Annotated in this window: 11 protein-coding genes and 1 tRNA gene; 7 read left to right on the forward strand and 5 right to left on the reverse strand. The window is 53.8% G+C overall.

The window, feature by feature from the left end; genetic code table 11:
- The first annotated feature begins 67 nt into the window (after positions 1-67).
- Positions 68-1,285: a DUF4032 domain-containing protein gene (locus tag HMPREF0573_RS08155; RefSeq protein ID WP_013189536.1), complete on the forward strand. Its 1,218-nt coding sequence runs from the start codon at positions 68-70 to the stop codon at positions 1,283-1,285.
- Positions 1,286-1,396: 111 nt separating this feature from the next.
- On the opposite strand, the gene HMPREF0573_RS08160 is transcribed toward HMPREF0573_RS08155, so the two are convergent.
- Positions 1,397-1,470: transfer RNA gene (locus tag HMPREF0573_RS08160), tRNA-Leu, on the reverse strand.
- A gap of 106 nt (positions 1,471-1,576) precedes the next feature.
- Between HMPREF0573_RS08160 and HMPREF0573_RS08165 the strand changes: the two genes are divergently transcribed.
- Complete coding sequence (locus tag HMPREF0573_RS08165) at positions 1,577-2,185, forward strand: ANTAR domain-containing response regulator (RefSeq protein WP_004006835.1); 609 nt, start codon at positions 1,577-1,579, stop codon at positions 2,183-2,185.
- On the opposite strand, the gene HMPREF0573_RS08170 is transcribed toward HMPREF0573_RS08165, so the two are convergent.
- Positions 2,182-2,577, reverse strand: coding sequence for a PaaI family thioesterase (locus HMPREF0573_RS08170; RefSeq protein WP_004006834.1), 396 nt, complete (start codon positions 2,575-2,577; stop codon positions 2,182-2,184). The genes HMPREF0573_RS08165 and HMPREF0573_RS08170 overlap by 4 nt on opposite strands.
- 34 nt (positions 2,578-2,611) lie before the next feature.
- Between HMPREF0573_RS08170 and polA the strand changes: the two genes are divergently transcribed.
- Entirely contained in the window at positions 2,612-5,410 is a 2,799-nt protein-coding gene (gene polA, locus HMPREF0573_RS08175; RefSeq protein WP_013189537.1) for a DNA polymerase I, read from the forward strand.
- Positions 5,411-5,473: 63 nt separating this feature from the next.
- Here the strand turns inward: polA and HMPREF0573_RS08180 are convergent, their stop codons facing one another.
- Positions 5,474-6,736: a dicarboxylate/amino acid:cation symporter gene (locus tag HMPREF0573_RS08180; RefSeq protein ID WP_004006831.1), complete on the reverse strand. Its 1,263-nt coding sequence runs from the start codon at positions 6,734-6,736 to the stop codon at positions 5,474-5,476.
- A 265-nt stretch (positions 6,737-7,001) separates the two neighbouring features.
- Here HMPREF0573_RS08180 and rpsA point away from each other — a divergent pair, with 265 nt between their 5' ends.
- From rpsA to uvrB, 4 genes are all read left to right on the forward strand, one after another.
- On the forward strand, positions 7,002-8,471 hold the full coding sequence (gene rpsA, locus HMPREF0573_RS08185; RefSeq protein ID WP_004006830.1) for a 30S ribosomal protein S1: 1,470 nt from the start codon (positions 7,002-7,004) through the stop codon (positions 8,469-8,471).
- A 219-nt stretch (positions 8,472-8,690) separates the two neighbouring features.
- Positions 8,691-9,866, forward strand: coding sequence for a glycerate kinase (locus tag HMPREF0573_RS08190; RefSeq protein ID WP_004006829.1), 1,176 nt, complete (start codon positions 8,691-8,693; stop codon positions 9,864-9,866).
- Positions 9,859-10,491, forward strand: coding sequence for a dephospho-CoA kinase (coaE, locus tag HMPREF0573_RS08195; RefSeq protein WP_004006828.1), 633 nt, complete (start codon positions 9,859-9,861; stop codon positions 10,489-10,491). The genes HMPREF0573_RS08190 and coaE overlap by 8 nt, the downstream gene beginning before the upstream one ends.
- Positions 10,492-10,549: 58 nt before the next feature.
- Positions 10,550-12,721, forward strand: a complete 2,172-nt coding sequence (gene uvrB / locus HMPREF0573_RS08200) for an excinuclease ABC subunit UvrB (RefSeq protein ID WP_004006827.1) — start codon at positions 10,550-10,552, stop codon at positions 12,719-12,721.
- A gap of 181 nt (positions 12,722-12,902) precedes the next feature.
- On the opposite strand, the gene HMPREF0573_RS08205 is transcribed toward uvrB, so the two are convergent.
- Both HMPREF0573_RS08205 and putP read right to left on the reverse strand, forming a co-directional pair.
- Positions 12,903-16,454 (reverse strand): bifunctional proline dehydrogenase/L-glutamate gamma-semialdehyde dehydrogenase, encoded by a 3,552-nt coding sequence (locus HMPREF0573_RS08205; protein ID WP_013189539.1) that lies wholly within the window; start codon positions 16,452-16,454, stop codon positions 12,903-12,905.
- Between the two features lie 94 nt (positions 16,455-16,548).
- Positions 16,549-18,192 carry a sodium/proline symporter PutP gene (gene putP / locus HMPREF0573_RS08210; protein WP_013189540.1) on the reverse strand — a complete coding sequence of 548 codons (1,644 nt, stop codon included), beginning with the start codon at positions 18,190-18,192 and terminating at the stop codon, positions 16,549-16,551.
- Positions 18,193-18,253 lie beyond the last annotated feature (61 nt).

The raw sequence follows: 18,253 nt of genomic DNA on the forward strand, positions 1-18,253 counted from the left end.
ACTTCCTCTCACAAATGTTTCACCAACTAATCGATAATTAATTATCGTCTTAGCTTACACTAGGGGAGTGACGTTCTCAGTGACCGCGGCCACCGCGGAACCCGCTTTACTGGATTTGCCTTGGGAATTGCCCTTGGAAGAATGGCCTGAGCGCTATATCGCCTCCTTTCCGCACGGGATTTCACGCCACATTGTGCGTTTCGTGAATCTCGGACCGCGGCTCATAGCGGTAAAAGAAATTTCGGAGGAAAAGGCGCGCCACGAGTATTCCCTGTTGCGTGACCTGGTGCGTTTGGAGCAACCGGTGGTAGAGCCGCTGGCTCACGTTACTCACCGTACTGATGCTACAGGGGAAGAGCTCAACAGTGCTCTGGTAACCTATCACCTGCCTTTCTCCCTGCCGTATCGAACTTTGTTTAACGCCAATATGAGCCCTGATACTGCTACTCGCCTCATTGATTCTTTGGCGGTGCTGCTGGTCAGACTGCATCTGTTGGGGTTCTATTGGGGAGACGTCTCGCTTTCTAACACGTTATTTCGACGGGATGCTGGCGCATTTGCTGCTTATCTGGTCGACGCGGAAACCGGGGAGCTGCACCCGGAGGGTTTGACTTACGGACAGCGTTCCTATGACGTAGAAATTGCTCGGGTAAATATTATTGGCGAGCTGATGGATTTGCAGGCCGCAGGAACTCTCGACGAAACTGCCGACACTGTCGAGATAGGCAACTTGCTCCAAGACCGCTACGACACCCTGTGGGATGAACTGACTTCTGTAGAGACATTCAACGCGGATGAAACTTGGCGTATCGAAGATCGCATTCGGCGTTTGAATAATCTGGGCTTCGACGTGGGGGAGCTAAAGATGAAGACGGGTACCGCGGAGGGAGGACGCCAACTGCTGATTCAGCCCAAGGTAGTGGACTCTGGACACTATCACCGTCAAGTGATGCGTTTGACCGGCTTAGATGTCCAGGAAAATCAGGGGCGGCGCATGATCAACGATATGAAGACCTTCCGGGTGCTTAATCATCTCGAGAATGTCCCTGATGATGTGGTGGCGCACCGCTGGATGACTAAAGTCTACGAACCTATTTTGGCGGCTCTTCCCGAGGAACTGCTGTCTAAGCTGGAACCGGCGCAGGTGTTTCACGAGATTCTGGATCACCGTTGGTATCTCTCGGAAAATCGCGGTGAGCAAGTCAGCTTACACGAAGCTATTGACTCTTATGTGAAAAAAGTCCTGCCGCAAAAACCCGACGAAATCACTCTCATCGGTGAGTAGGGTTACTGATTTTCGGTTTCTTATCCGCTGGGTATCAGCACACATCAGCAGAAAATGGAATCAAGAAAAAAGAATGCATGTTTTTTGTTGGTACTGCAACGAAACGTGTAGTACCCCGGAAGGGATTCGAACCCTTAACAAGCCGGGTTTGAGCCGACCGCCTCTACCAGTTGGGCTACCAGGGCGTTCTTTGCGAAAGTCTGATAAACAACCATCACAATGACTTCATATATACTAAAGTATCTAACGAGAAAATCAAATCGAGTCCACTCATGAGGGGGATCTGGAGAGATGGCGAAGACGGCATCTGCGGTAAAGGACACAAAAGTACACAGGCGAGTAATCGTGGCTGAGGATGAAGCTTTAATCCGGCTCGACATCGTCGAAACTATGAAAGAAAACGATTTCGAGGTGGTTGGCGAAGCTGCTGACGGTGAAGAAGCCGTGACTTTGGCATTGGAACTGGAACCAGACTTAATCGTGATGGATGTAAAAATGCCAAAGCTCGACGGCATCGCTGCTGCCGAAAAAATCATGAAAGAGACGCCCTGTGCCATCGTGATGCTCACTGCATTCTCGGATAAGGAACTCATTGAACGCGCCAAAGATGCCGGCACTATGGCGTACCTGGTGAAACCGTTCGATCCGAAGGATTTACTGCCCGCGGTAGAGGTCGCCCTGTCGCGTCACCAGGAACTGCTTTCTTTGGAAGATTCCATTGCTGATTTACAAGATCGGCTCACTACTCGTAAACAAGTCGACCGCGCTAAAGGTTTGTTGATGGAAAAGATGGAACTGACGGAGCCAGAAGCGTTCCGTTGGATTCAAAAGACTTCTATGGATCGCCGTTTGTCCATGCGGGAAGTGGCGGATGCGGTCATTGACCAGCTGGGGGATTAACGGGGCTGCTCTTCTACCAGGTAGCAGGTCATGAGACCGGTGGAGATGATCTTGCCGGTGTCCTCGCTGGTGTTGTCAAAGCGATAGACTGCGGTGCGTCGTCCCAGGTGAACTGCATCGGCGGTGCAGATGATGCGGTCACTGGTGCCCGGTTTGAGATGCGTAATATCTAGGTGCGCTCCGACAGCGCTCTTACCGAACTGTTTAGCCCACTGGTGAGCGGCGAATGAAGCTACAGATTCTGCTAACAGGGCGGCGGCTCCGCCGTGCAGTATCCCAAAAGGTTGGGTGTTTCCTTCCAGGGGCATGATACCGACTGCGTGTTCTGCGGTGAGCTCGGAAAACGTGATGCCCATTTTTTCGATAGCGGGACCGAGATTGTCCTGATCCATTTTTACCTCCGGGGTTCTTGATAACCTTACAGACATGAGTAAAAAACGTTTGTTGGTGTTGGACGGTCACTCCTTGGCTTTTCGTGCTTTCTTTAGCCGTGACCCGGAACATTTCCGCACCTCTACCGGTGTCTATACTAATGCGGTGCACGGATTTTTCTCCATGCTGTTGACGATGATACGCGCCGAAAAGCCAACTCATATCGGGGCAGCGTTCGACCTCTCCCGACATTCCTTCCGCACCGACATCTACCCTGACTACAAGGGAGGGCGTGCCGAAACCCCTCCCGAGTTCATCGGACAAGTTGAAAACATCCAAAAAATGCTCAGTGCGATGGGGATTAAATGGCTAACGGAGCCCAACGTAGAAGCTGATGATATCTTGGCGACTTTGGCGACCAAAGGGACCAAAAGTGGCATGGAGGTCTTGGTTTCATCGGGCGACCGCGACTCATTTCAGCTCATTTCTGATGATGTTACCGTGCTTTACCCCGGGCGCAGCATTTCAGAGACAAAACGTATGACGCCACAAGCGGTGAAGGACCGATATGATGTCTGGCCACAGCAGTACCCGGAGATTGCCGCTCTGGTAGGCGAGCACGCTGATAATTTGCCGGGCGTACCCTTGGTCGGGGAAAAAGTCGCCGCGTCGTGGATTAATGAATATGGTTCTCTGGATTCGTTGTTGGAGCATCGTGACGAACTGAAGGGGAAACGTGGGGAAAATTTGCGTCAGCACATAGACGACGTCCTGCGAAATCGACAGCTCAATCGATTGCGCACCGACCTGCAACTTCCTCTCAGCCTGGAGGATTTGCACTGGACTGGTTTTGATCCGCAGGCAATTCAGGAAATTTGTGATGAACTAGAATTCAAACAGATGCGCACCCAAATCCTGAGACTCGGACAGGCTTTTGGTGTGACATCAATCAATGGTGATTCGGCAACGATGGAACTTGACCGTACCCAGACCGAACCGGAACCACAGGATGCGGATGGTTACGGGGTGGTACCGGAACCCCAGCGCTTCCGCTTAGGATCGGACTTCACGGCAACTCAATTTTCCGATTGGTTACAAAATACCCAGAGTTCCAGCTTAGGAATCTGGGCTGTGGGTAATATCGGGGTGACAAATCCGCGAATTGATTGGCTGTTTCTCGCCGCAGAACGTGATTGTCAGGGACAATGTGTGTTGATTGTGCCTGATGAACTAACGCCTCAGACGGAGCATTTGTTGTGCGATGCTTTGGCAGGTGACCGCAAAAAGACCGTATATGACGCAAAATCGCTGCGTCATGCGCTGCATGCCCACGGTTGGGAGCTGCACGGTGCGGTCACGGACATAAAAATGCTCGATTACCTGGTCAATCCTGATGGGAATCGAACCAAGTTTGCTGGTGTTACGAAACGTTTGCTGGGATGGGAAATCGATGAAAAGCCCTCAGATATCAGCAAGATAAGCGAACAGATGACGTTGGACTTGGGCGTGGAATTGGACGGGAACTCCTCAGCTCAGCCTTGGCCTCAAACACTCATTAACCAAGCCATCTACGCATACGCGCTGCTGCAGATGCAACCCACGCTCGAGCAATTGGCACACTTCCGCCAGGTAGACGGGTTACTGGAACTTGAGAATCCGCTGTCATATATTTTAGAGAAGATGGAATATACCGGTATCGGTATAGATACAATTTATCTTGATGAATATGCCCAGAGTCTACAATCCGAAGTCGCGATGGCGCAACAATCCGCCTTCGACTCTATTGGTCGAGAAGTCAATTTGTCGTCCCCGAAGCAGCTGCAAGAAGTCCTTTTTACCCAACTGGAACTGCCTAAAACTAAAAAAACCAAAACCGGATATACTACTGATGCGAAGGCTTTGGAAGAGCTTGCTCGCTACAACCCACACCCTTTCCTCGAAGCACTTTTATACCATCGCGACCGGATAAAACTTTTACAAATTGTTCGCAATCTGCGCGAACGGGTGGCAGACGACGGCAGGATTCATACCACTTTTGGGCAAACTGTAGCGGCGACCGGACGGTTGTCTTCCATTGACCCAAATTTGCAGAATATTCCAGCCCGCACGGTGGATGGACAAAAAATTCGCGAAGCCTTTGTGCCTCAGAAACCATACGCCGCATTAATGACAGCTGATTATTCTCAGATTGAGATGCGAATTATGGCGCACCTCTCCGGTGATGAAGGACTGCTGGCAGCGTTTGCGTCCGGCGAGGATCTGCACCGTTCGGTGGCTGCTTTGGTATATGGAGTCCAGCCTGACGAAGTTACTCCGACCCAGCGTTCCCATGTTAAGGCAACGTCATATGGTTTGGCGTACGGGCTGAGTGCTTATGGACTGGCTGCGCAACTCAACATCTCTCAACGAGATGCCAAACAGCTGATGGACACCTATTTTGAACGTTTCGGGAAAGTTCGGGAGTACCTGAATCAGATTGTCGCCACCGCGACCAGGGTTGGATACACCGAAACCATGCGGGGCAGGCGCCGTTACCTACCTGAGCTGCGTTCCACTAATCGTAACGTGGCTGATAATGCTCGGCGCGCGGCGCTAAACGCGCCTATTCAGGGTAGTGCTGCCGACCTCATGAAAGCAGCCATGCTTCAGGTCGATGCTGATTTGCGTCAGGAACAGTTGCAGTCTCGGGTGTTGCTGCAAGTCCATGATGAGCTCGTCTTAGAGGTAGCTCCGGGAGAAACGGAGCGGTTGGAAACCTTGGTCCGCCAGGCAATGACCGGGGTTGCGAAATTGCGAGTTCCGTTGGAAGTGTCGGTCGGTATTGGACCTAACTGGAGGGCTGCGGCACATTAAATGCAACAGACCGGCACCGAGGCATTCGACCCGGCACCGGTCTGTTAGGTTTCAGGATAGTGGTTACTTGACACCTTCCAGATATTTATCGGTGTCGAAATTGTTTTCGCCGGCGAAGCTCTGGGCAATCTCTTTGTCATTGTCATCAATCTTGCCGCTTGAGAAACGCGCCATCAGCATAGAGATGGCTCCATCACCGGTCACGTTCGTGGCGGTCCCGAAGGGATCGAGGGCGATGTAAGACGCAATCATCAACGCGACTTGTGCATCGTTGAATCCCAACATAGAAGACAGAATGCCGGTCGCTGCCATAATCGCGCCACCGGGAACGCCCGGAGCTGCCACCATCGTCACGCCCAGCATAAAGATGAACCCGACGAATTGGGCGGCGGTAACCTTGATATCGGAAGTCATGATGATAGCCAACGCAAAAGCGGTAATTTTCGAAGTCGACCCCGCCAAGTGAATCGTGGCGCACAACGGCACAGTGAACGAGGCAACCGGATCGGGAACACCAATCTTTTTAACTTGGCGCAGCGTCACCGGAATCGAAGCGGCAGAGGAAGACGTACCCAAAGCAGTTGCGTAAGCGGGCAGCATCGTCAACAGCGCTTTGAAAGGATTGACTCCGAAAGCCAAACCGCCGACTAAGTACAAGCTGACCAAGATAACGACCTCTAGCACCAGTACGAGGATGACCACCACTGCCAGCACGGCGATAACGTTGTAAACTTCGCCGGTCTTGGTCATGTTAAGGAAGATTCCGAAGATGTGAATCGGCAGCAGGGGAATGATGACTTTCTCAATCAACTTGATGATGATGGCGCGGAATTCTACAAAAGCACGACGCAATGTACCGCGGGACACCATGGACAGACCGATACCCATAATGAAGGACAAAATGAGCGCACCCAGCACGGAAATCGGGGCGGGTATCTCTAAAGTTACCGCCGGGGCGATGCTGGAAGCCGAAGGATCCGTAACGGAGGCTAGCGAACCCTTGCGCAAGAAATTAGGCAAGATGCTCTCAGAGACGCCATATGTCAGGAACCCGGAATACATCGTCGAGATGTAGGCGACCACGGCGGTCAGTCCCAGCCACTTCGCCGAACCGGACCCCAGGTCGGCAATAGCGGGGGTGACCAGCCCGATGATAATCAGCGGGATACAGAAATTCAGGAACTGACCGAAAAGTGAGTTGAACGTGGCGAAAACCACTACGAAGGGCGTGGGGACAAAAAGCCCAAAGATGATGCCCAGAACTATAGCGATGACAACCCAAAGCAAGATGCCACCTTTTTTAAACAAGTTCAAAATAGACTGCATTCCTGCATTAAACCATATTTTTGCCAGTCGCTTTAATCTGGACGTTCCGCGTGTTTACCTGGAGTAAACCGAATATTTACCTTGCCGTACGCAGCCAGGGAGATTTGAGATACGAAGAATTTTGGGGATTAATTTGGATAGACCGGCTCTATCCGGTAGAATTGATGCTTGGTGTTTTATCGCTTCGGGGTAGCTTTTCTGCCATCGTGAGGTGAGAAAACATCGGTAATTATTCCTACTATCTGACCTTGGAGTCACCAACTAAATGTCCACTACTAATGTCCCTACTACTGTTCCTCAGGTTGCTATTAATGACATCGGCTCGACTGAGGACCTCATCAAAGAAATCGACAAGACCATCAAGTACTTCAATGATGGTGACCTTGTCTCCGGTACCGTCGTGAAAGTTGATCGCGACGAAGTTTTGCTCGATATTGGTTACAAAACCGAAGGCGTTATTCTTTCCCGCGAACTGTCCATTAAACATGACGTGGATCCCGACGCGGAAGTCAAAGTTGGTGACGAAATCGAAGCTCTGGTCCTCCAAAAGGAAGACAAAGAAGGCCGCCTGTTGCTGTCCAAGAAACGCGCTCAGTACGAACGCGCCTGGGGCGACATCGAAAAGGTGAAGCAGGAAGACGGAGTCGTCACCGGCACCGTCATTGAGGTTGTCAAGGGTGGTTTGATTATTGACATCGGGCTGCGCGGGTTCCTGCCGGCCTCCCTGGTAGAGATGCGTCGCGTGCGTGACCTGCAGCCTTACATTGGTCGCCAGCTGGAAACCAAGATTATCGAGTTGGACAAGAACCGTAACAACGTGGTCTTGTCCCGTCGCGCTTTCTTGGAACAGACCCAGTCCGAGGTGCGCACTACGTTCCTGTCGACCTTGCAAAAGGGTCAGGTTCGCAAGGGCGTGGTGTCCTCTATCGTCAACTTCGGCGCGTTCGTCGATTTGGGCGGCGTGGACGGTCTGGTGCATGTTTCCGAGCTGTCCTGGAAGCATATCGATCACCCCTCCGAGGTGGTTCAGGTCGGTCAGGAAGTCACCGTGGAGGTTCTCGACGTTGACTTCGATCGCGAACGCGTGTCCCTGTCCTTGAAGGCTACCCAGGAAGATCCGTGGCAGACCTTTGCTCGTACCCACAAGATTGGTCAGATTGTGCCTGGTAAGGTCACCAAGTTGGTGCCTTTCGGTGTGTTTGTCCGAGTCGAGGATGGTATCGAGGGTCTGGTTCACGTGTCCGAGTTGGCCACCCGTCATGTCGAAGTTCCCGAGCAGGTCGCCAAGATTGGTGACGAAATCTTTGTTAAGGTAATCGACATTGACCTCGAACGTCGCCGTATCTCGCTGTCCTTGAAGCAGGCCAACGAGGGCGTTGATTTGGCATCTGATGACTTTGATCCGTCGCTTTACGGCATGTCCGCTGAATACGACGCGGAGGGTAACTACAAGTACCCCGAAGGTTTCGATCCGGAAACTAATGAGTGGATGGAGGGCTACGAAGAGCAGCGCGCTGCTTGGGAGACCTCCTACGCGGCTGCGCAAGCCCGTTTCGAAGCTCACAAAGAACAGGTTAAGGTCGCTCAGGAAGCCGATAAAGAAGCTGCTATCGCACAGGGCGTAGCGGAACAAACTTCCTACAGCTCCGCCACTGAGGAAGAAGCCGATACCTCCGGTACCTTGGCGGACGACGAAGCCTTGGCGGCGCTGCGCGACAAGTTGGCAGGAGAGTAAACTTTCTGACCAGTTCAGTTCGGCTGCAACGCCAATACAATTTCATCAGTGGTGCGGAGACCTATTGGTTTCCGCACCACTTTTATGTCCGATTTTGTTCCGGCATTTCACCACATTTCCCCGCCCGGTGGCTTAAGCTGGGAAAGATTGCGGTTTTATCGACCGGATGAAACTTTCCGCGTCGCCACAACTTGAGAACAGCACAGAGAGGTATCTGCCGTGAAAATTGTCATTGCCCCGGATTCGTTTAAAGGTTCGTTGTCCGCCGCGGATGCAGTAGCTGCGATGAAACGCGGGATTGAAGCCATTTTCCCGGATGCGGAAACGGTTTCGGTACCGGTGGCGGATGGCGGAGAAGGGACCGCTGCGGTCATGCTCAACGCTTACGGTGGAGAAGTGAAAACAGCCCCGACCGTAGATGCTCTGGGGCGCGCCCGCCAAGGCGAGTTTACCTGGATTCCGGCGCGACGAATGGTAGTCTTGGATACCGCTGAAGCTTGCGGAATTATGTACATTTCCATGTTGGAACGCAACGTTATGGAGTCCAACACCGAAGGCGTCGGGATGCTCCTGAAAGCCGCCTTGGATTTGGATCCCGAAACTATTGTGGTCGGTTTAGGCGGCTCCGCGACCAACGATGGTGGCTGGGGCATGATGCACAATCTCGGAGCAAAATTGTTTGACGAGGCTGGCCACGAGCTCGAACCGAAAGTACATGTTTTGGCTAACGCCGCCCGGTTGGATTTGTCCGGGCTGGATCCGCGCTTGAGCAAAGTAAAGATTGTGGCAGCTAACGATGTGCGTAACCCCCTCACTGGTTCCAGTGGCGCATCCGCCTCATTTGGTCCGCAAAAGGGTGCTAAGCCACTGCAGTTAGGCAAACTCGATCGCTGCCTTAAGAACTGGGGTCGGTTGTTGGAAGAAACCACCGGTACCAAGGTAGTTGACGTGGAAGGATCCGGTGCCGCCGGAGGCATGGGAGCTGCTTTCCTCGCCTTAGGTGCGGAAAATCGCCACGGTTTCGAAGTCGTAGCCGAAGCCACGAACCTCAACGAGGCTATGGAAGGTGCTGACTTGGTGTTGACCGGGGAAGGGCAGCTAGACCGACAAACCCAACGTGGCAAGACACCTTGGGGCGTGGCACAGCTGGCTCGACAGCGCAGTATTCCTGTCCTGGCGTTTACCGCGCGATTGGGGTTGGGACACGAAATTTTGCTGCAGGACGGCTTCACCGCAATCATTCCCATCATGCACCAGGCAATGACCGGCGAAAAAGTTGCTATCGAAAAAGCATCTGTCATGTTGGAAGACACGGTGACCTTGACTCTGCAGTTGATGACCGTGGGAGCAAATCCTGCCATTAGTGACATCTTACTGAAAGCATTGGATGCTTAAACAACTGCGTAAGTTTTCCGCCCCGGATGACCGCGCCCTTAAAGTCGGTATCAGCGGTGGTATTGGTTCCGGAAAAACGGCGTTCACCAACTGTTTAGCCGCCCTGGGCGGGGTTCGATTTGATGCGGATGAAGTGTTGCGCACTATCACCGGTTCCCCAGGGCGGGCATTAACTCAGATTAGGGAAGCTTTTGGGGCATCGGTATGGGAGCCCGGAGGACAACTGAACCGTGCTGCCTTGGCACAACTCATTTTCTCTGACCCCGCCGCGAAGGCTCGCTTGGAAAGCATCTTGCACCCCTTGGTATGGCAGGAAATGGACCTAGTTTTAGCATCCCTGGAACCAGGGGACGTGCTGCTAGCGGAGATTCCCCTGCTCACCGAAACCGGCAATCACACCCGTTTTGACTGTTGCGTCATGGTGGATGCCCCCCTGGAAGTGCGTCTGTCACGTCTAATTGGGGGTCGTCAACTGACCGAGGCGCAAGCTCGTGCCAGGATTAATGCACAAGCCAGTCGCGTACAGCGTGAAGCCATTGCAACGTTTTGGGTGGACAACTGCGGTACGCCTGAGGACCTCAACGCGGACGCTACGGCGCTTTGGAATCTTCTCTCGCGGGTTTAACCGGTCGGAGATTCCCCTTTGCAAAGCACCGTGACCCGGATTTGCCTAAACTGGGACTATGACTGAAAAAAAGGCGTTACCTCGTGATTTGGTAGAAAATCCGATTCCGCTGGAAGTCGTCAGCGAATACACCCCCTCTGGGGACCAGCCAGAAGCCATCGCAGAGTTAGCCGAACGGATTAACTCCGGTGAAAAGGACGTTGTTCTCTTGGGTGCGACAGGCACCGGCAAGACCGCCACCACCGCTTGGCTCATCGAAAAACTGCAACGCCCCACCCTTGTGCTGGAACCAAACAAAACTCTGGCAGCCCAGTTGACCGCCGAATTTCGGGAACTATTACCCCATAACGCCGTGGAATACTTCGTGTCTTACTACGACTACTATCAACCCGAAGCATACGTACCGCAGACCGATACCTATATCGAAAAAGATTCCGCAATCAACGATGAAGTCGAACGCTTGCGGCACTCGGCGACAAACTCACTGCTGACGCGCCGGGACGTGGTAGTAGTTTCCTCGGTGTCTTGCATTTACGGTTTGGGTACCCCGGAAGAGTACGTTTCGCGTGGCATTCACCTGACCCGAGGAATGCAGATTGAACGTCAAGACCTCATCAAGCGATTTGTGCAGATGCAGTACAACCGCAATGATGTGGAATTTACGCGTGGCAATTTTCGGGTGCGCGGAGACACGATTGACATTATTCCCATGTATGAAGAGCTTGGGGTGCGCGTGGAAATGTTCGGCGATGAGATTGACGCTCTGGCTTTGCTGCACCCGGTGACCGGGGCAACCTTGCACGAAGTGAACGAAATCTACGTGTTCCCAGCCTCTCACTATGTCGCCGGTCCTGAGCGCATGGAACGCGCCCTCGCCGGAATCGAGAGTGAACTGGAAGAACGCTGCAAATGGTTCCACGACCAAGGCAAACTGTTGGAAGAACAGCGCCTCAGGATGCGTACCACCTATGACTTAGAGATGCTGCGCCAAATTGGGATGTGTGCGGGCATTGAGAATTATTCTCTGCACATTGATGGTCGGCAACCGGGCGAGCCACCCCACACCCTGCTGGATTACTTCCCGGAGGATTTCCTGCTGGTTATTGACGAGTCTCACGTGACGGTGCCCCAGATTGGCGGCATGTTTGAAGGTGACATGTCACGCAAACGCACGCTGGTGGATTTCGGATTTCGCCTGCCCTCAGCGATGGATAACCGTCCCTTGAAATGGGAAGAATTCCAAGACCGCATCGGGCAAACGGTATATTTGTCTGCCACACCGGGTGACTATGAACTGGGGCTCAGCGACGGGGTAGTGGAGCAAATCATTCGTCCTACCGGTCTGGTTGACCCGAAGATTGTGGTGAAACCGGTGGAGGGTCAGATTGACGACCTGATGGAACAGATTCGCCTGCGTACCGAAGCTGATGAGCGGGTCTTGGTGACCACACTGACCAAACGCATGGCGGAGGACTTGACCACATACCTGGCTCAGCGCGGCATCCGGGTGGAATACCTGCACTCGGATGTGGATACGTTGCGCCGGGTGGAGCTGCTGCGTTCCTTGCGTCAAGGCGAGTTCGATGTCTTGGTAGGCATTAACCTGTTGCGTGAGGGGTTGGATTTGCCCGAGGTTTCGCTGGTTTCGATTTTGGATGCCGACAAGCAAGGTTTCTTGCGTTCCACGAAGTCCCTGATTCAAACGATTGGGCGAGCGGCCCGTAATGTGCACGGTGAAGTCCATATGTACGCCGACGCGGTTTCCGACGCGATGCGGGAGGCAATTGATGAAACTGAGCGGCGCCGCCATAAACAGATTGCTTATAACGAAGCTCACGGTATCGATCCGCAGCCGTTACGCAAAAAAATCTCTGACGTGACCGATATGCTGGCACGCGAAGACATTGATACCGCAGAATTATTGGGCACCGGGTACCGTCAGCCTGACCAAAAGCCTTCTGCTGCGGCCCGTAGCGCAGCTCAGGACGCGGCAGCAGCTCGTGCGGCATTGGAAGTTATCAATAGAGCGCGTGTCAATGCGACAGAGGACCAGCCGAGTCAGGCTGGTGCGCATGAAAACACCGTGGACTTACCATCGCTGGTTGCAGAACTGACCGATCAGATGCATACCGCTGCCAGCGAACTGCGATTCGAGCTAGCAGCCCGGCTGCGAGATGAAATCGCCGACCTTAAGAAAGAAATTCGCCGTGGCAAACCCCTGGGCAACTAGCGTTCCGGGATTGTGCTTCAGGTTAAAGTATGCACAAGGGCGGTCGGGTTGGCTTGGCTTTGCCCGCTTCGGCGCACTCGGCTTTGCAGTGTCTAAGTTTGCTAAAAACGCCGGTGGCTGCTGAGTTTCAGCAGCCACCGGACGATTAAGTTAGGAGCTCGAGACCGAACAGGTAGGGGGATTAGTAATCCACCACGTGTTCCTCCAGGATGCCCTTGGTGATTGGTGTGGGATCACCAAAGCGATGGTTCGTCAAAGCAACTGCCTGCTCGTGGAAGAACGGAATCATTTCGACTCGACCAGAATACGTTACCGGGTGATCCCAGATAGCAATATCAACTGAACCGTTGATAGCTTCGGCGACCTTGGTGCGGGTTTCACCAAGGATGCGGATACGCCCGTCATAGCCGGCATCGTGAGCCGCCCAGCTTCGAGCCCAGTTCAACCAGGCAGCTTCATCTTGAACCATCACACTGACGCCGTGTTGGGAGGCAAAACCTGCCAAACCGGTTATCAATGGTTTGGCGGTCGAAATCGTTATCTTGGAACCCATCAGCAAACCAGCGTGCAGCACGTGGGCAATCTCCCAGTTCTTGACGTTTTCACCGATTCGCACCACCACTGGGACCGGCAGACAACGGAAAATGTTGCGCTCCACACCGAGCTGGGACGGATCGCGATTGACCTGAAATTCCTGTGCATAAGCGGTTTCATCACCAGCCAACGACTTCTCAAGCTTGTCGCGGTCACCGATTTCATCAGCTAGCGCGGTCAATTCACGCGCCAAAGCACCGGATGCGGAACCGGTAATGTCGCTCAACGTAGCATCGTCTGGACTCCATTCACCCAACGCGTACAGGTAGGAGGGACCACCTGCCTTGGAACCCGCACCCACTACGGAACGCTTCCAGCCACCGAACGGCTGACGGCGCACGATCGCGCCGGTAATACCACGGTTGATATAGGCATTACCGACCTGGACATGATCGAGCCAATACTTGATTTCGTCCGGATTCAGCGAGTGAATCCCGCCGGTCAAACCGTATTCGACCTGATTTTGCAACTCGACAGCTTCTTCCAAAGTGTCGCAGCGCATCACGCCCAAAATCGGACCGAAGTATTCGGTTAAGTGGTATTCGCTGCCGGGTTTCACATTGGCGCGCACGCCTGGACTCCACAGTCGCCCGGAATCATCCAGTTGCTTAGGCTTGACTGCCCAGCTCTGACCGGGCTCCAGCTGGGTCAAGCCGCGCCGCAACTTCTCGCCGGGCTTTTCCACGACCGGCCCCATCTGGATACCCAAATCCCACGGATAGCCAACTTTCAGGGACTGCACCGCGTCAATCAGCTGATTGTGGAAACGCTTGGAAGTGCCCACGGTGCCAACCAAAATGACCAGGGAGGCAGCCGAACACTTTTGACCAGCATGCCCAAACGCACTTGTGACCACGTCTTTGACCGCTAGGTCAAGATCCGCCGAAGGTGTGACGATTATGGCATTCTTGCCGGAAGTCTCAGCCAGCAGACCCAGGTCGGGACGCCAGGAGCGGAACATTTGCGCGGTCTCGATACCGCCGGTCAGAATGACTCGTTCTACCCGCGAATCGGTGACCAGAGTCTTGCCCAAGTCGTGATTGGCGAGGGTCACAAACTGCAGCACATCCTTGGGCACGCCGGCTTCCCACAGGCATTCCGCAAGCAATGCCCCACAGCGGCGGGTGGGGGAGGCAGGTTTCAAAATAACCGGAGAACCCGCTGCCAAACCAGCAATGGTCGAACCAACGGGAATCGCCACCGGGAAATTCCACGGGGGAGTCACCACGGTAATCTTGGCAGGAGTGAATTTAGCCCCCGCTACCTTTGTCATCGCGATGGACTCAGCGGCGTAGTAGTGAGCGTAATCAACTGCTTCGGAAACCTCCACGTCTCCTTGGTCGATAGCTTTACCGGCTTCGGAACCCATCACTTCGAGGAATTCGCCGCGACGCTGACCCATGATGACACCTGCCCGGTGTAGGATTTCGGCGCGTTCCTTCGGGCTGAGTGCCAGCCACTTTTGACCACCTTTCTCAGCGCGATGCAACACCTGCTGCAATTCGTCCTCGTTGTTAATCTTGGAGGCGTCAACGGTCTTTTGACCGACCTGAGAATTGCGCATCCTGGCAGCAATTGCCTCACCCCAAGCCACGTTGGCAGGCAGGGAGGGATCGGAATCCGGAACATTGCGGAAAATCCACTCACCGGAGTCATCCTGGACAAGTTTGGCCAGTTCCTCCGCGGTTTCCTGGCTCCGGTCTTGCAGACGGCGCGGCCCGAATTCCAGGTCATTGAGCATAGAAATAGCCTTTTCGAAACGGTTGCGTTCCCGTTCGTACATAGACTGGTTCGTGGTCAGCTCAAAAGCCGCGCTCATGAAGTTTTCTTCCGCGGCGATCTCTTCGAGACGACGCACCAGGTAACTGATGGCGACGTCGAACTCCTCGGGGTGTACCACCGGAACGTAGTACAGCAGCGGACCGGTGTCCTCCATGACCGCGCGCGCCATGGAGCTGTTCATGCCTGTCAGCATTTCGAACTCGCAGCCATGGTTTTGGAACACTCCGCGCTGGTTCGCCAGCTCGTAAGCAAAGCCGGCAGTAAACACGTTCATACCAGCCACCCCGATGCGAATATTCTGGGTGTGCTCAGGAGTCAACGCATAGTTGAGGATACGCATATAGTTCGCATCAGTGTGCTGCTTCGAGGGCTGCGGGGTCATCGACCAGCCGTGCATCATGGCGTCGACGTGTTCCATGGACAGGTTTGCGCCTTTAACCACCCGCACTTTAACTCGAGCCCCGCCGTTTGCGACGCGCTTTGCCGCCCAAGTTTGCAAGTCTTGCATGGCAGCGAGTGAATCCGGCAGGTAGGCCTGAAGCACGATACCTGCCTCCAGGTCTTTGAACTCCTCGTGGTCCAGCAGCTGCTTGAACACATCGATAGTCATATGCAGGTCGTGGTATTCCTCCATGTCCAAGTTGATGAACTTCTTGGGGCTGAACTTGTTGGCCTCCCGGTACAGCGGCAACAGGTTTTCGACCGCGTAAGCCACCATCTCTTGGTAGTCCCAAGCAATGTGCGGACCGGTTACGGCGGAGACTTTGATAGACACATAGTCCACATCGTCACGCTGCAGCAATTCCACCACGTCGTTCAAGCGTCGGGAGGCCTCTTTATTGCCCAATACCGCTTCACCCAAAAGGTTCATGTTCAGCCGAGAACCGTCAGCGCGCAATTTCGCGATAGCTCGTCCCAAGGACTTGTTGGTCACGTCAATCGCCAAGTCGCCTACCAGTTCCCGGAATATGCGCCGGGCCGCCGGAACCGCAATATCAGGGATGAGCGTGCCCAAAGCTCCACCGTACACAGCCGGCAGCTTCAGGTAGGGGGGCAGGAAAGAAGGCTGATTTTCTTTCACCAAAGCCGACAGGTTCTTGCCGGCAATTTTAATGTCCTCCGGACGTACCACTTCATCGACAAATGCGACGGTAAAATCCAAACCACGCGGATCCTTTAAGGTGCGTGACAGCAGCTTAGAAGCGTAGTCAATCGGGTACTTCTTTGAGGCCTCAATCCACTTTTGAGCTCTCTCGACAGCCAACTGACCGACTTCCCTCAGTTCAGCTAATTCTTGTTCATTGAGCGGTTTCAACTTGTCTCCTTTGGGTTGTGTTTTCGCTCGGGAGGTACTCATTGCTCACCAGAGCAATTCAGTCACTTTCTACCTATAATCTACTGCAATATTTTGCAGATACTTTAACCTTTCTTGTGAAAAGTTATAAAAACGGCTATTCCGCCGCGGAATCAGTTCCTTTTTCCTCAAATGCCACCAGCAGTCCTTTCGGATCAGGTCGTCCTTTGGCAATAGCCACGGCGCGCTCAAATTCCTCAAGAATCTGCGGGTCGTCCCGCCAGGTGGCTTGCGAGATGAGCCACGCCACCAGCAAGCAAGCCAGGAAACCAGGCACAATTTCATACAGGTGCGTATAGGCGACCCACGAAGCGTCACCGTTGTTGAACGCCTTGTTCCACAGCACTGCTACCCCCGCGCCTGCAACCATTCCGGAAGCCGCTCCTTGCCAGGTCAGTTTCTTCCAATAGAGAGACAAAATGACGATGGGACCAAAGGCAGCCCCAAAACCTGCCCAAGCAAAAGACACCAGTCCCAATACGGAGTTCGTGGGATCTATCGCCAGCAAAGCCGCCACTATGGACACCAAAAGAACCGTAATCCGACCGAGCAGAACGCCCTTGTAATCACTGAGTTCCTTTTTGGTGGCACCGTGATAGATGTCCTCGACCATCGCCGAAGACGTTACCAGCAATTGGGAGGAGACGGTGGACATAATCGCCGCAAGGATAGCAGCCAGCATGAACCCTGCCAGAACGGCGGGGAACAGTTTCGTACCCATGACCAGGAACACGGTTTCCTGGGGGTTACCTTCCACCCCGTCTTTGGGCATAAGGTCGGGGATGATGCCTTGCTCGCTCATGGCACGACCAATGATGGCGGTCATGCCGGTGCCGAGTAGACAGAAAACCATCCAACCCAGCCAGAAACGACGTGCCGGAGTGGCTTGGCGCGGAGAACGCAGCGCCATGAAACGCACAATAATGTGGGGCATCCCGAAGTACCCCAGTCCCCACGCGACGTTGGAAACCCAGTCCATCCAGCCTACGGCGTCAAGTCCGGTACCCAGGGGGTTCAGCAGGGAGTTATCGCCGGTGATGGACAAGCCCGCCGCAACACCGCCGAAACCACCGATAACAAACAGACCCATAATTGGCACCGCTACCAGCGCCACCATCATGATTAGCCCTTGCACCATATCGGTCCAAGACACCGCCAGGAACCCGCCCACCAAAGTGTAGAGAATCACGATGCCCGCTACGAAAACCATGCCGACGTGATAGTCCCAGCCAAAAGTCGAGTGAAAGAAAGTGCCACCAGCCACCATGCCGGAGGATACGTACAACGTAAAGAACACCACGATGATAATGCCCGCTACGTAGCGGATGATCTTAGAAGTATCGTGGGTACGGTTTGAAAAAAACGAAGGGACGGTAATCGAGTCACCGGCGACTTCCGTATATGCACGTAAACGTGGCGCGGTGACCAGCCAGTTAATCCAGGCTCCAACGGTTAAACCGATTGCAATCCAGCCGTTAAAAATCCCGCTCAAGTACATGGCACCGGGCAGCCCCATCATCAGCCAGCCAGACATGTCAGCCGCACCTGCGGAAAGGGCGGCTACAAACGGGGGCAAATCGCGACCGCCCAGCATATAGTCGTCCAGGCTCTTGGAACGGGTATAACCATAGACGCCAATCAGAATCATGGCTACGAAATAGATGATCATCGCGATGGCGATGCCTGCGGGATTAGCCGTGGTTCCAGCGGCTCCCGCGGGTACAACTGTGGTTATGTACATATTGAACCTTTCTGAAAATAATTAAACCAGCAACAACGCGGGCACAATGCTTCGACAGCGT

Source organism: Mobiluncus curtisii ATCC 43063 (assembly GCF_000196535.1).
In the GTDB taxonomy this organism is placed as follows: Bacteria; Actinomycetota; Actinomycetes; order Actinomycetales; family Actinomycetaceae; genus Mobiluncus; species Mobiluncus curtisii.